The organism is Acidovorax sp. SRI_002 (assembly GCF_057586455.1).
The window spans coordinates 169274-183125 of the sequence record NZ_JBYCZW010000001.1 but is presented as its reverse complement, the minus strand read 5'-3'; the positions used below and the strand labels follow the sequence as shown (position 1 = coordinate 183125).

The 13852-nt window shown below is 65.9% G+C and carries 15 protein-coding genes; 9 read left to right on the top strand and 6 right to left on the bottom strand.

Annotated features, from left to right (window positions below; all coding sequences use genetic code 11):
- Positions 1 to 240: 240 nt before the first annotated feature.
- Both AC2YJX_RS00810 and AC2YJX_RS00805 read left to right on the top strand, forming a co-directional pair.
- The gene (locus AC2YJX_RS00810; RefSeq protein WP_055395928.1) at positions 241 to 492 is read left to right on the top strand and encodes a GlsB/YeaQ/YmgE family stress response membrane protein; all 252 of its coding nucleotides are present in this window, start codon (positions 241 to 243) and stop codon (positions 490 to 492) included.
- A gap of 75 nt (positions 493 to 567) precedes the next feature.
- Positions 568 to 1071 (top strand): hypothetical protein, encoded by a 504-nt coding sequence (locus tag AC2YJX_RS00805; RefSeq protein WP_055395927.1) that lies wholly within the window; start codon positions 568 to 570, stop codon positions 1069 to 1071.
- Between the two features lie 60 nt (positions 1072 to 1131).
- On the opposite strand, the gene AC2YJX_RS00800 is transcribed toward AC2YJX_RS00805, so the two are convergent.
- Both AC2YJX_RS00800 and AC2YJX_RS00795 read right to left on the bottom strand, forming a co-directional pair.
- Positions 1132 to 2172 (bottom strand): Bug family tripartite tricarboxylate transporter substrate binding protein, encoded by a 1041-nt coding sequence (locus AC2YJX_RS00800; RefSeq protein WP_487254963.1) that lies wholly within the window; start codon positions 2170 to 2172, stop codon positions 1132 to 1134.
- 81 nt (positions 2173 to 2253) lie between these two features.
- Entirely contained in the window at positions 2254 to 2730 is a 477-nt protein-coding gene (locus tag AC2YJX_RS00795; RefSeq protein WP_121420135.1) for a DUF3237 domain-containing protein, read from the bottom strand.
- 206 nt (positions 2731 to 2936) lie between these two features.
- On the opposite strand from AC2YJX_RS00795, the gene AC2YJX_RS00790 reads away from it, so the two are divergent.
- The 7 genes from AC2YJX_RS00790 (at position 2937) to AC2YJX_RS00760 (ending at position 10711) form a co-directional block, all read left to right on the top strand.
- Positions 2937 to 3830, top strand: coding sequence for a helix-turn-helix transcriptional regulator (locus AC2YJX_RS00790; RefSeq protein WP_199731209.1), 894 nt, complete (start codon positions 2937 to 2939; stop codon positions 3828 to 3830).
- A gap of 344 nt (positions 3831 to 4174) precedes the next feature.
- Positions 4175 to 4432: a PepSY domain-containing protein gene (locus tag AC2YJX_RS00785; RefSeq protein ID WP_055395919.1), complete on the top strand. Its 258-nt coding sequence runs from the start codon at positions 4175 to 4177 to the stop codon at positions 4430 to 4432.
- 50 nt (positions 4433 to 4482) lie between these two features.
- Positions 4483 to 5028 (top strand): cytochrome b/b6 domain-containing protein, encoded by a 546-nt coding sequence (locus AC2YJX_RS00780; protein ID WP_121420134.1) that lies wholly within the window; start codon positions 4483 to 4485, stop codon positions 5026 to 5028.
- Positions 5029 to 5042: 14 nt separating this feature from the next.
- Complete coding sequence (locus AC2YJX_RS00775) at positions 5043 to 5732, top strand: response regulator (protein ID WP_487254962.1); 690 nt, start codon at positions 5043 to 5045, stop codon at positions 5730 to 5732.
- A gap of 4 nt (positions 5733 to 5736) precedes the next feature.
- Positions 5737 to 7065 carry a sensor histidine kinase gene (locus AC2YJX_RS00770; protein WP_487254961.1) on the top strand — a complete coding sequence of 443 codons (1329 nt, stop codon included), beginning with the start codon at positions 5737 to 5739 and terminating at the stop codon, positions 7063 to 7065.
- Between the two features lie 55 nt (positions 7066 to 7120).
- Positions 7121 to 7843, top strand: coding sequence for a hypothetical protein (locus AC2YJX_RS00765; RefSeq protein ID WP_487254960.1), 723 nt, complete (start codon positions 7121 to 7123; stop codon positions 7841 to 7843).
- Between the two features lie 42 nt (positions 7844 to 7885).
- Entirely contained in the window at positions 7886 to 10711 is a 2826-nt protein-coding gene (locus AC2YJX_RS00760) for a DEAD/DEAH box helicase (protein WP_487254959.1), read from the top strand.
- Positions 10712 to 10789: 78 nt separating this feature from the next.
- Here the strand turns inward: AC2YJX_RS00760 and fur are convergent, their stop codons facing one another.
- The 4 genes from fur to AC2YJX_RS00740 all read right to left on the bottom strand — a co-directional run bounded on the left by fur (position 10790) and on the right by AC2YJX_RS00740 (position 13738).
- Positions 10790 to 11266 carry a ferric iron uptake transcriptional regulator gene (fur, locus tag AC2YJX_RS00755; RefSeq protein ID WP_487254958.1) on the bottom strand — a complete coding sequence of 159 codons (477 nt, stop codon included), beginning with the start codon at positions 11264 to 11266 and terminating at the stop codon, positions 10790 to 10792.
- 20 nt (positions 11267 to 11286) lie between these two features.
- A complete protein-coding gene (gene zigA / locus AC2YJX_RS00750; RefSeq protein ID WP_487254957.1) occupies positions 11287 to 12513 on the bottom strand; it encodes a zinc metallochaperone GTPase ZigA in 1227 nt (408 codons plus the stop codon).
- Positions 12514 to 12698: 185 nt separating this feature from the next.
- Complete coding sequence (locus AC2YJX_RS00745) at positions 12699 to 13268, bottom strand: DUF3592 domain-containing protein (protein ID WP_431152984.1); 570 nt, start codon at positions 13266 to 13268, stop codon at positions 12699 to 12701.
- Positions 13265 to 13738, bottom strand: coding sequence for a hypothetical protein (locus AC2YJX_RS00740; protein ID WP_487254956.1), 474 nt, complete (start codon positions 13736 to 13738; stop codon positions 13265 to 13267). Before AC2YJX_RS00740 ends, AC2YJX_RS00745 begins: the two co-directional genes overlap by 4 nt.
- Positions 13739 to 13852: the final 114 nt, after the last annotated feature.

The window sequence follows — 13852 nt, the reverse complement described above, 5'->3', positions numbered from 1 at the left end:
GCGCACGCTGGCTTGGCAAGCACCCGCCGCACCAGGATGTCAGACAGCACCCACAACCCGCTACCGACCGCTTGCAGCGTCATCCAACGGCACCGACACGCGGAGCGAATGCACGGCGAGAACAGGCGACGGCGCGCCACCAGACGGGACGCCCACAGGGCGCGTTGTCCGACACCTCCACTTTCCCGCCTTCTTTAGAGTCAGCGCATCGCCGTCGTAACAACACAAGGGGAAACAAATATGGTGTCATTGATCGGAACGCTGGTGGTCGGTCTGGTGGTGGGTCTTCTGGCCCGGGCCTTCAAGCCGGGGGATGACAAGCTGGGGTGGATCATGACCGCACTGCTCGGGGTGGCGGGTTCATTTCTGGCCAGCTACCTGGGCCTGGCCATGGGCTGGTACCAGCAGGGCGAGGCCGCTGGCTGGATCGCTTCGGTGGTGGGCGCTATGCTGCTGCTGGCGGTATACAGCCTTGTGAAGGGCAAAAACTGATGAAATGATGGATTCACTGCTACTGTTGGCAGCCGCTCCTTCTTTTACCGACATTTCATTCAATACCACCCAACCATGCCCACTTCCCTGCAGATGGCAGCTGGCAATCCCGCCTTGGCTGCCGCCGTGCAACGCAGCCGCAAATTGCTCCATCGGCGTGCCCTGGTGGCTGCCGCCGCCAGTGCCGTGCCCGTGCCCGGGCTCGATTGGGCGGTGGATGCCGCACTGCTCTCACGCCTGCTACCGCAGATCAATGCCGAGTTCGGCCTGTCGGCGGCGCAGATTGACCAACTCGACCCGAACAAGCGCGAGCAGGTGCAAAAAGCGGTGAGCCTTGTGGGGTCGGTGCTGATCGGCAAGCTGATCACGCGCGAGCTGGTCATCCGCGCCACGCAGACCGTGGGTCTTCGCCTGACCACCAAACAGGCCGCCAAATATGTTCCTCTCGCGGGCCAGGCTGTGGCTGCCACCATTGGCTATGCCACGCTGCGCTACCTGGGCGAGCAGCACTTGAAGGACTGCGTTCGCGTTGTGCAGGAGGCACAGCTGCAGCTGCCCGCACCCAAGGCATCTCGGTAATCCTGCTGAGAACCTGCGAGGGCTACGCCGCAGATGGCGTGGCCCTAGCGTCTGGGCACGTCAATCGGCCTTGAAACCCGTGGCGGCCACCGCTTTGCCCCAGGTCACCGTGTCGGCGGCAATGGTGCGGGCAAAGTCCTGCTGGCTGGTGCCCGTCACGCGGAAACCGGCCTCTTCCATCTTCGCCTTGCCTTCAGGCGACTGCACGGCCCGCACAATGTCTGCATTGAGCTTGGCAATGATCTCGGGGGGGGTCTTGGCGGGTGCAACGATGCCAAACCACGATGAGAACTCTAGATTGGCGTAGCCCTGCTCCTTGATGGTGGGCACATCGGGCAGCGTGGGCGTGCGCGTGGCCCCGGTGGTGCCCAGCGCGGCGAGCTTTCCAGCCTTCACGTTGGGCGCGGCCAGCCCCACGCTGGCAAACACGCCCTGCACGTCGCCACTGAACAGGCCGCCCAGCGCATCCGACGTGTTCTTGTAGTGCACGGGCTCTGGCTTGAGCTTGACCGCGTCCCCAAACATGAAGGCGCCAAAATGCCCCGGAGTGCCCGCGCCGAAGGTGGCCAGGAACAGGCCCTTCTGCTGCTTGGTCCAGTCCACAAACTCCTTCACGTTGCGTGCCGGCACCTTTTGGGGGTTGACCAGCAGCACAAAGTCGGACGTGACCACCTGGCTCACAGCGGCGAAGTCCTTGGCCGGGTCGTAGGGCAGCTTGTTGTAGCTGCTCGGGGCGATGCTGAGCTGGCCCGTCTCGCCCAGCATGATCGTGTAGCCGTCCGGCGCGGCGCGGGCTGCTTCGCCCGCTGCAATGAGGCCACCAGCGCCGGGTTTGTTGTCCACGATCACGCCCAGGTTGCCCCAGCCTTCCGACAACTTTTGCGCCAGCAGGCGCGCCACGATATCGGGCCCCGTGCCCGCCGGAAAGCCCACGATGATGCGCACCGGCTTGTTCGGATACGCGCCGCCACTGGCTTGCGCCTGCGCGCCCGACCAGGGCAGCAGGCTGGCGGCCAGAGTGACCGCTGTGGCAAGCAGTGTGCGGCGTGTGCCGCTTTTTCGTGCATCGGCGGCGGGGGCGGAATGGAAAGAAGGCGTCATGGTTGTCTCCAGGAGTTCTGTCAGTGTGGTCAAGGGAAAAAAGAATGCAGCGCTGGGTGGTCAGAAGGAGGAACCGGGCTCCTAAAGCAGCTCGAAAAAACGCATGACCACAGCGTCGGGATAGCGGGCACCCGTGCCCACAAACATGCGCTCGCCCATCCAGGAGAGCGCGGGGGCAGCGGTCTCGAAGCTCGGGCTGCAGCGGAAGTAGATTTGCTCCGGGTCCACCGGCTCGCCGCGCACCAGGCGGGCAATCAGCTCCGGCGGCCCGGAGCGCACGGCCCGGTTCTGTACATAGATGAAGTCGCCTGCGTCGGTCTCCAGCACGTAGCGCGCATCCAGCTCTGACAGCCGGTCATTCACGATGAGCTGAAAATCCGCACCGCCTGGCAGCACCCGGGCGCTCCAGCCATCGCCCGTGGCGGTACCGCCGGTGATGGGAATCAGGCGGCGCAGGCCATGCACGGTCTGCCCCACCTGCTGGGGTGCCCCCACTTCCACACGCAGATCGGCAAAGAACTTCAGCCGAGGTTCGGCCAGGGTCGGTAGGTCAGGCATAAGAGGGCTTGGGCTGCAGAATGAGTCATGACTTACGCAAACAGGGTTCAGGCAAGCGGTTCACCCCAGAGCGAGGCGGCCGCTGCATCCCGGTTTGCGTAAACCCTATTGGTTATGAACCTAGCGTAAATCCCGTGGCGCAAACCCCCTGTCATCCCAGAGGATGACAACGCAATGACACGGCGTAACCCCCACCCCTGCCCGCCATGAGGCAATGGACCCCTTCCCCACCGTCTGCCACCGGCAGGCAGGCCACCACGGGCCCGGCGGGCCATGCGCTGGCGGGCATGGTGCACCGGCTGGGCGAACCCGGTTTTGCGTCGGGCTTGCTGCAGGACCTGGCCCCCGTGCTGCCGGCTGCCTCGTGGTCGGTGTACCGCACAGGGCATCGCTGCAAGCCCACGCTGTTCATGTCGGCCAGCCTGGGCGTGCCAGACACCACGCAGGACTGCTGGTGGGCCTACCTCTCAGGCCCCTACCGCCATGACCGCACCTGGGGCCGCTCCTTTGACGAAGCGGCGCCCGCAGAATCCCCTACCCGCCTGTGCCACCTGACGGCCCGGGAGGTCGATGGAGAGCACCGCGCCCGGGTGTACGAGGCCCATGGCGTGGCCGAGCGCGTGTCGGTAGTCGAATACGAAAGCGATGGATCGGTATTTGCCGTCAACTTCTACCGCCACCAGCACCAAAAACCCTTCCGCGATGCCCACATCGGCGGCTTCGAGGCGGTGGCGCCCGTGCTGCTGGCGCTGGCACGCAAACACATTGCACTGTCGCACAGCGACACCCTGGCACCCGCCGCCTGGCCACGGTCTGGAAGCGCCGGCTTGGCATTGCCGCAGGCCGAACACCCTGCCCGGCACGGCCCCCTGCCCGCCAGCTTGCCCGCGCTGCGTGAGCGCCTGCTGCGTGTGCACGCCGACTTCACGGACCGCGAGCTGGACGTGTGTGCCCGCCTGCTGCAGGGCATGACACACGAGGGCATCGCCAGCGACCTGGGGCTGGGCGTGCCCACCGTCAAAACCTACCGCAACCGCGCCTTTGCGCGCCTGGGCATCCACTTTCGCAACGAGCTGTTTGCGCGGGTGCTGAGCGGTTAGCACGAAGGCCACTGCCCAGGTAAGGGGCGACGCTGGGGACAAGTCCTTCGCGAACGGAACAGCTCGGTTGCGCTACAGCCAGCGGTGTATGCAGGCGCAGAGCCGTCCCCCAAGCCAATTGGCTGCCGAAGGCTGTCCTTGCGTTGTCTGCGGCGGCCCCACTCACCGCAGCACCTTCCACCATCCCCCTTGTTAACAAAAGTTTTCCTGGAGGTGCAGCGCATCTGTGGCCTGTGTCCGGCGCGCCGCAGTGCGGCTTCATCCCCACTTAATCTTGGCCGCGTCCAATGCAGTTTGTGGGCAGTCAGTCCACATGTTCAAACCCACTGACACCAACATTCACCATGAAACTGCACATCACCGCCCTTGTTCTCGCCCTTGGTTCTACCGCTGTATTTGCGGGCCCCACCTGCAATGTTCCAGAAGAAAAATGGATGAAAGAAGCCGACTTCAAGGCCGGGCTCGAAAAGCAGGGCTACCAGATCCGGACCTTCAAGGTCAGCAAAGGCAAGTGCTACGAAATCTACGGTCTGGACAAGGCGGGCAAGAAGGTGGAGATCTATTTCGACCCCGCCACTGGCGCTGAAATCGAGCGTAAGTAAGCCTCAGCGAAGCGTCCCGTCCTGCCCCTCGCCTGCACCCCGAGTCGCCCATGAAGCCCGTCCCTCTCCACCACCCCCCTGCCGCCACCAAGGTGTGGGACCCGTTTGTCCGCATTTTTCACTGGAGCCTGGTGAGCTGCGTGGTCCTGAACCAGTTGGTTCTGGAGCCCGGAAAAACAGCACACGAGTGGGTGGGCTACACCGCCAGCGCCCTGGTGCTGGCGCGACTGGTCTGGGGCTTCGTGGGCAGCCGGCACGCGCGGTTCAGCGACTTTTTCCCCACCCCGCGCAGGCTGGCAAAGCACCTGGGCGCACTTCGCAATGGCGAGCATCCGGTCTACGTGGGCCACAACCCCCTCGGGGCGCTGATGATGCTGGTCTTGATGGCCATCGTTCTGGCCCTGGGCGTGACGGGGTGGATGCAAACCACCGACACATTCTTCGGCGAAGAATGGCTGATGGAGTTGCACGAGGTGCTGGCCAACGGACTGCTGCTGGCGGCAGGGTTGCACGCTGCGGCGGCCATCGTGATGGGGCGGCTGGAGCGGGTGCGCCTCGTGCGGGCCATGGTCACCGGCACCAAGCAGCACTTTTGACGGACCAGGTTCGCATGCGACTGTTGCTGCTGGAAGACGATCACACTCTGGGCGAAGGCTTGCGGGATTTTCTGCAGCACGACGGCTATCTGGTGGACTGGTGCACCACCCTGGCGCAAGCCCGGGGTTTGATCATAGAGCCCTACGACGCCTGGCTGCTGGACTGGAACCTGCCCGATGGCTCCGCCCTCGACTGGCTGCGCAGCCTGCGCGCCAAAGGGGCTAAGACACCGGCCCTGGTGCTCACCGCGCGTGACATGCTCAGTGATCGCATCCATGGGCTGGACAGCGGTGCTGACGATTTTCTCGTCAAGCCCTTTGCCCCCGAGGAGTTGTGTGCCCGGCTGCGTGCACTGTCCCGACGGATGACCGGCGGCACTCCCAGCAAGGCATTTGGCGCGGTGGAGGTGCTGCTGGCCGACAAGGAAGTGCGGCTGCACGGCCAGCGGGTGGAGTTGACCGCCCGTGAATGGGCGGTGCTGGAGGCGCTGGTGTTGCGCGCGGGGCGCACGGTTTCCGCGTCGGATCTGGAGGCACTGGTGCTGGGGCTGGACAGCGACCTGGCCAGCAACGCGCTGCAGGTGCACGTTTTCAATCTGCGCAGCAAATTGGGCAAGGACGTGATCCAGACGGTGCGGGGCATGGGCTACCGCATTCCTGCACCCGTTTCCCCGCCGACGGCCCTAACGGCCTCTACGGGCTAACGACATGGGTATGCGCACGGGCGAGACAAAACCGCCGTCCATCCGGGGGCGGCTCGTCCAATCGCTGCTGTGGATCTCCATCGCGTTCGGCCTGTTGACCTCCGTGGTCGTCTGGTACGTGATCGCCCACGAAATGGGCGAACTCATGGACCAGGAACTGCGAGAGGCTGCTGAGATTTTTCACAGCGTCATGGCCATCCAGCCCGATCTGGCCACCAGCGGCCAAGGCGCCACCAAACACTTTTCGTATGAGGAACACTTGGTCTGGCAGGTGGTGGACGCTCCGTCGGGCCGCGTGAAAAGCCGCTCGCACAAGGCCCCCGAGCTGGCCTTGCAAACCGCCCCCACCGAGGCGATCGCCTGGACGCAAGACGGGCAATGGCGCGCCTTCACGTCGGTATTCAGCCAGCGCCCCGGGCAATTCCTGGTGGTGGCGCAAAGCCGCACGGAGCGCGACGAGGTGCACGGAGAAGTGGTCTGGTACACGCTGATGGCGGCGCTGTCGATGGGCCTGCTGTCGGCCCTGCTGATGAACTGGCGCATCCGCCAGGAGCTTCGCCCGCTGGGCGCCCTGGGCCAAAGCGTTCAGCACTATGACCCCCTTCGGCCCGACACCGCGCCCAAGGCCGCACCGAGGCAGGAGCTGCATCCCATCGAGCAGGCCATTGGCGACCTGGGGCACAGGCTGGCACAGCGGATCATCAGCGAACGCGCGTTCACCTCGCACGCGGCCCATGCCCTGCGCACGCCGGTGGCGGGTATCGACGTGCAACTGGCCCTGGCGATCAAAGAGGCGCCCGAATCGATAAGGCCGCGCCTGGTGCGCGCGCGAGACGCTGCGGGCAGGCTCGGTCGGGTCATGCAGGCGCTGCTGATGATGTTTCGCAGCGGCATGGAGCCACAGCGCCAAAACGTTGACCTGCGCCAGCTCATCGATGCGCTGGCGTTTCACGACATGGCCATCTCCATCCAACAAACCACCCCAGTGGACGCCGACCCCGATCTGCTGGCCGCCGCCCTGCTGAACCTGCTGGACAACTCGCACCGTTTCAACGCCCACCAGGTCACCATCACGGCGCTGCAGGAGGGCGCCGACACCGTGTTGCGCGTGCAGGACGATGGCGATGGCTGCCAGCCCCACACCAAAGTCCGTTTACAGCAATCGCTGCAGCAGCAGGCCTATGGCGAAGGCAGCGCCATGCGCGGCCTGGGGCTGGTGCTGGCCGACCTGGTGGCGCGCGCGCACGGGGGCCACACGGTGCTGCCAGACTGTGCTCCGGGCTTTGGCATTGAGCTGCGATGGCCTGCCGCCCTGCCCCGTTCTACGGACTGACGATGCGCCTGACCCGCCCCGCAATAATTCGAATCCCACTACAAAGAGAGACCCCATGAGACGCCCCCCCAAAGCCACAAAACCCTCGCAAATCGCGCCCCTTTGCATCGCACTGTCCAGCCTGGCAAGCGCCTTGCACGCCCACGCCGAAGCGCCCATGCACGCCGACGATGCGGGCACGCTGACCCAAGGCGCCATGAAGCTCGAAGGTGTCTTCGGCCGCGATGACAAGACCCGAGGTGCCGAGCTGCTTTTTGGCGCTGGCGTCGCGCCACAGCTGGAAATGGAGGTCTCGCTGGCACGCGCCAAAGACACGGCCATGGGCGCATCCACCAGCTTCCATGGGCATGGCTGGGGTGTGAAGTGGGTGCCCATCCAGAACGAAACGGGCTGGTCGGTAGGTGCGCGGTTCGACATGGGCCACACCCGCGTTCGCGACCACGCCACCCCGCAGCGCTTCACCGCGCGCGAAACCGCCCTCACAGCGCTGGCCAGCTACCGGTTGGCCAATGCGCAGGTGCTGCACCTCAATGCCGGCCACAAAACCGTCAGGGCACAAGGCGCCCGCCACCGTGCGGCCACCTGGGCCGTGGGCTATGAGATTCCGCTCACTGAACAACTACAGCTCACGTCTGAGGTGTATGGCGAACACAGGTCACGCCCTGACAAGGCAGTGGGTCTGCGCTACGCCATCACCGACGGGCTCAAAGCATCCGCCGCCGTGGGCCGTGGCAACGGCCGCACGTTCAGCCAAGTGGGCATGGCCTGGGAGTTCTAGGCGCAGTCCGGGACGCCGCCGCCACGGCACAATCGGCGGCCTATGCCTGCATCCGGTGCCCGCCCCACAGAACCCATCCCGCCCCGCTCTGACCGGGCGGCGTTGGTACAGGCCTGGGTGCAGGCCCTACGCACCCAGGCCGGGCCAGCCCAGCTGCAGGCGCTAGCGCCCCTGAGTGATGCGGAAGCCGCACGCGTAATGGCTCTGCTGCGCAACGACGCGCCCCCCACGTCTGTTCGACCCGGCCGCCCTGCCTCCGAAAGCGCCCACAACCCTGGCATAACCAGCGGCCACTTCCGCCCGCGCATCACCCTCATGACCCTGGGCCGGGGCGACGGCCTGCTGGGCATGGCGCCCCAGGCCAAGCTCGGCCCGCGCGGCGACAGCGTGACGCTGGTGCAGATTGACTGGACCTACCGCACTGACGATGGCGCCCACTGGCAGACGCCTGCCCCCACCTCCATCCTCAACGCGCGCCCGGGCCCCGTGCAAGACCTGTTCGACACCGGCGGCCCGGTGGTGCGCATGCAGCGCAACCTGGGCGCCGAGGCCGACGCCATGGACCGCGTGTGGGATCTGGGCCTGATCCCCGTCGATGCGAACAAGCTGCAATGGCGCCACCGCGCCGCAGCCGCCACGCTGGGCCCCGTGTGGACGCTGGCGCAGGAGGCCCACTTTGGCGACTTCTGGGCCGAACAGATCCCCCAACTGCGCGCCGAGGGCTGGAGCGTGGTGGTGCAGCCCGGCTTTGCGCACGAAAGCGTGCCCGTGTTGCGCTGGAAGCTGCTGATCGCCCCCGACACGGGCGAACTGCTAGGCAAGGAAGTGGACGGCCCGCTGGCCGCACGCGAACGCCCCGTGCAAAAGCTGCAACTGCCCGAGCGCGAAGGCGCCTGGCTGCTCAGCCTCGGTATCGAGATCGACGGCGAAACGCTGGACCTGGCGCCCATGCTGGCCGACCTGTTGCGCCGCGACGCCCGTTGGCTCAACGCGCAGCAGATGGCCGCCATCGACGACATCGCCATCATTTCGCTGCGCGCACCCGGCGGCAAACGCATCGACGCGCCCGCCGGGCCGCTCAAGGCCATCGTGGGCGCCATGGTCGATCTGCTGACCGACCCGACCCGTAACCAGCGCAAGGATGGCGATCCGCTGCACCTGGGCGCGTGGGAGGCCCGCCGCATCGAAGCCCTGCGCGCCGGGCTGGTGCTGGCTCACCGCGTGGGTACGGTCAATGGCTGGAACAACGACTGGCAGCTGCAGGGCGACGTGGGCTTGGCCCAGCTCGCCAAGCGCCTGCGCACCATCGGCACCCCGCAGCCGATGGCCGCGCCGCAGGGACTTCAGGTGCAGCTGCGCCCCTATCAACTGGAGGGCCTGGCCTGGCTGCAGTACCTGCGCGCGCAGGGCCTGGGCGGCATATTGGCCGACGACATGGGCCTGGGCAAAACCGCGCAGGCGCTGGCCCATGTGCTGGCCGAAAAGGAGGCTGGGCGCCTGACCCGCCCTGCCCTGGTGGTGCTGCCCACCTCACTGCTCTTCAACTGGCAAGCCGAGGCCGCCCGCATGGCCCCCAACCTCCGCGTGCTGGCGCTGCACGGCGCGAGCCGTGGCCAGCGCTACCTGCAGATGGCCGACCACGACCTGGTGCTGACCACCTACCCACTGCTCTGGCGCGACGTGGACGCGCTGGCCGCACAGCTATTCCACCTGCTGATCCTGGACGAAGCGCAGATGGTGAAGAACGCCGGCAGCCGCAGCGCCCGCGCCCTGCGCAAGCTGCAGGCCCCGCACCTGCTGTGCCTGACGGGCACGCCGCTGGAGAACCATCTGGGCGAGCTGTGGGCACAGTTTGACTTCCTGATGCCGGGCTTTCTGGGCGATGTGCGCAGCTTCAACGCCCGTTGGCGCAAGCCCATCGAGGAGAACGGCGAAACCCTGCGCGCGCAGCTGCTGGCCCAGCGCGTGCGCCCCTTCATCCTGCGGCGCCGCAAGCAGGACGTGGCCACCGAACTACCGCCACGCACCGAAGTCATCCAGCGCGTGCAGCTACAAGGCAAACAGCGCGAGCTGTACGAGGCGGTGCGTACCACGGCCGACAAACAGGTGCGCCGTGCGCTGGAGCGCCAGAGCTTTGACGGCGCGCAGATCACCATCCTCGATGCGCTACTCAAGCTGCGCCAGGTCTGCTGCGACCCGCGCCTTGTCAAAGGAACCGCGAAAACGGCCCACACCATGGAGCGCGCCAAGCTAGAACTACTGGCCGACATGCTGCCCGCCCTGGTCGATGAAGGCCGCCGCGTGCTGGTGTTCTCGCAGTTCACCGAGATGCTAGGCTTGGCGGCCGAGCTGCTCGACACCCTGGCCCGGCCCTACCTCACCCTCACCGGCCAGACGCCACCCCGCCAGCGTGGCGCGGTGGTGCGGCAGTTCCAGGCGCAGGACGGGACCAGCGCCCCCATCCTGCTCGTCAGCCTCAAGGCCGGTGGTCTGGGCCTGAACCTCACCGCCGCCGACACCGTGATCCACCTCGACCCCTGGTGGAACCCCGCCGTCGAAGAGCAGGCCACCGCGCGCGCCCACCGCATCGGGCAGGACCAGCCCGTATTCGTCTACAAGCTGGTGGTGGAAGGCAGCATCGAAGAACGCATGCTGGAGCTGCAGGCCCGCAAGGCCGCGCTGGCCCAGGGCGTGTTGGGCCACGATGCTGAAGGCGCGGTCAAGTTCAGCGAGGCCGACCTGCGCGCACTGCTGGCGCCTTTGAGCGAGCCAGTCAACAACCCGCTGGGCATTCCGGGAGAAGACGCGCTGCGCTGGGGCGGCACGGGCAAACGGCGGCCCCGGCCGTTGCAGCCACCAGAAGTTTGAGCGTTTTTGGCCTCTAGCGCTTGTCCAACAAGCGCTAGCAGCTATTACTAATATAGCAATGCAGGCAATTCGCGCAGTTCACACCTTTGCACGCTGCGGGCGCGAAGGGCAGTCGGTACGCGTGCAGGTGCCGTAGAGCGACAACGCATGCTCCTGCAGCCGAAAGCCCTTGGCGTGTGCAATCTCGGCCTGGCGGGATTCGATGGATGCGTCGTGGAATTCCTCGACCTTGCCGCAGTCCAGGCACACCAGGTGGTCGTGGTGCAAACCGTCGTCCAGCTCATACACCGCGCGGTCCGCTTGAAAGCTGCTGCGCCGCAAAAGGCCCGCCTGCTCCAGTTGGGCCAGCACGCGGTACACCGTGGCCTGGCCCACATCCGTACGGTCATGCAGCATGCGCCGGTACACGTCTTCGGCCGTGAAGTGGCGCAACCCATCGGGCGCCGCCTGCGCGGCCAGAAAGATCTCCAGGATCCTCATGCGCGGCAGTGTGGCCTTGAGCCCTGCCTGCTTGAGCGGGTCCGCGCGGACGCCGGGGTTCGGGTGCAAGCTCATGAACGTGCTTACAACAGTTCTCACGACCAGGCGGGAAACGGGTCGTCATACCGCGTCCACGCATGCGGGCCTTGGGCCATCTCCGCATCGGTCAGCAGGCAGGCGTCCAGGCGCTGGCGCAGTTTGGATTCGTCCATGCCGATACCGATCAGCACCAGCTCCTGCCGGGCGTCGCCCACGCCATCGGCCCAGTTTTTCTGGATGGCCGCCAAGGATTCAGCGTCGCGCGGCCAGCGATCGCGGGGCACTGCGCCCCACCAGAAGCCTGCTGCGCTATGGCGCGCCACGGCGCCGGCCTGCGACCACGACCCCGCATACGCCGGGCGGCTGGCCAGCCAGAAGAAGCCTTTGGACCGCACCACGCCGGGCCACTCGCTTTCTACCCAATCAAAAAAGCGGCGTGGATGGAACGGCACGCGGGCGCGGTAGACAAAGCTGCTGATGCCGTAGGCCTCGGTCTCGGGCGTGTGTTCGCCACGCAACTCGGCCAGCCAGCCGGGTGCCTTGGACACCTCGTCAAAGTCGAACAGCTTGGTGTCCAGCACCGAGGCCAGCGCCACCTTGCCGAACTGCGACACCTCAATGCGTGCACGCGGGTTCAGGCTGCGCAAGATCGCTATGAGCTGCTCGCGCTGCGCTGCGTCGATCAAATCCACCTTGTTGAGCACGATCACGTCGCAGAACTCGATCTGATCGATCAGCAAGTCCACCACCGTGCGCTGGTCCTCCTCGCCCAGCGATTCGCCACGGGCCTGCAGGCTGTCGCGCGAGCTGTAGTCCTTGAGGAAGTTGAACGCATCCACCACTGTGACCATGGTGTCCAGCCGCGCGATGCTCGACAAGCTTTTGCCGTCTTCCCCCGTGAAAGTGAAGGTTTCGGCCACGGGCAAGGGCTCGGAGATGCCGGTGGATTCGATCACCAGCTGGTCGAACCTGCCCTCCTTGGCCAGGCGTTCCACCTCCAGCAGCAGGTCTTCGCGCAGCGTGCAGCAGATGCACCCGTTGCTCATCTCCACCAGCTTCTCATCGGTGCGCGACAACTCAGCGCCGCCCTGGCGCACCAGGGCCGCATCGATGTTGACCTCGGACATGTCATTCACGATGACCGCCACGCGGCGGCCCTCGCGGTTGTTCAGGATGTGGTTGAGCAGCGTCGTCTTGCCTGCACCCAGAAAGCCCGAGAGCACGGTGACGGGAAGGCGGGTATGCGGGCGGCGTGGAGTGCGATGGGTGGTGACAGAGGTCATGGGGGTTGGCGTGCGTGTTGTGTTGCAGCTTGCTCCGGTCGCCGTCTGGCCCAGCACGAACAAATGCAACCACCTTGCGTTAATGGAGCATAACGCAACTTAATTGCATTTTCAGAAACCTGCGGTAATGCAGGCCTTGGCGCGTACCTTGGCGCCTGTGGCGCGCCTACCTCTCGGGACGGAGGCTAAGAGCCCGGCAAGACAGGCGTGCCACCGTTCCAGACGGCGCGGGCTATCTTTGCCAGCACCGCCAGCCCAAACCATGCCGACACCGAGGACAACACCAGTGCCAGGGTGATGAGGCCCGGCCGCAGGCGGCGATCCACAATCGACTCGGCAGGGTTGCGGGGATTGACCCACACCGGCACGGCTTTGCCAGTGCGCTGCAAGCCCTGCAGACGGCGGCCCAGTTCTTCTTGAAAGCTGCCAATGTTGTCGGCCCGCTCGTGAATGGCGGCGCGCTGCCCGGTGTAGGTCACGCCCTCCACCACATACCGGTAGCGCACCGACACGCTGTGCGTGGTGCCACCCTTGCTGGGATGATGGCTTTGCAGCGTGGCAGATTCGACCACCGCAGGCACCTGGTTCCAGGTTTGCATGCGCGCCCAGTCCACCAAGGGCGAAGCCACCATGAACCAGAAGATTCCGATGCCCGCTGCGGCAAAGGGCACAGCAAACAAGGCCAGAACCCAAATGCCTCCCGGCAGCTTTTCACGCCGCTGCGCCGCGCGGCGTGGGGACGCGGGGGACGTCACGGCAAGCGCTCGTAGGTAGCTTTGGAGGGTACGTCCGCATTCGAGAAATACGGGTCCGGGTCCAAGCTCAGCAACTTGCCTTGTTGCGTGACGGCGTAGGCGCTGCCGGTGTCGCGGCGCGGGCTGTTCGACACATACAGCCGCGCCTTGTCGGCACGCCAGGTGCCGCGCATCAGAGCGTCGCGCAGGGCTTTCTGCACGGCGCCCTCCGATGCGGCTGTGCCACCGGATGCGCCCAGGTCGAGGTTGATGACCTGCGCATCGGCCTGAATCACCAGCACCTGGCCCGCCAGGAACTTGGGCGGCGGCGCGCCGTTGATGCTGGCCACCTTCCAGCGGCCCACCAGAGGGTGTGCAGCCTGTGGGTCAGCGGCCCCTGCAGTAGTCCCCACGCCCCCTGCGGCGACAAACAAGGTGAGCAACAGGGCCTTGTGGAACCCCGCCCTGCGTGCGTGGCGGATGTGCGGCATAAATGGGTCTCCTCCCGAATGGTGGGCTTTGTTCTGGTTGGCCTGGGCGCTGGCGGCAAGCCGGGTGCAGTCTAAAAGATGGGGGCGCGATCAATCCCACACAACAGCCAGTAG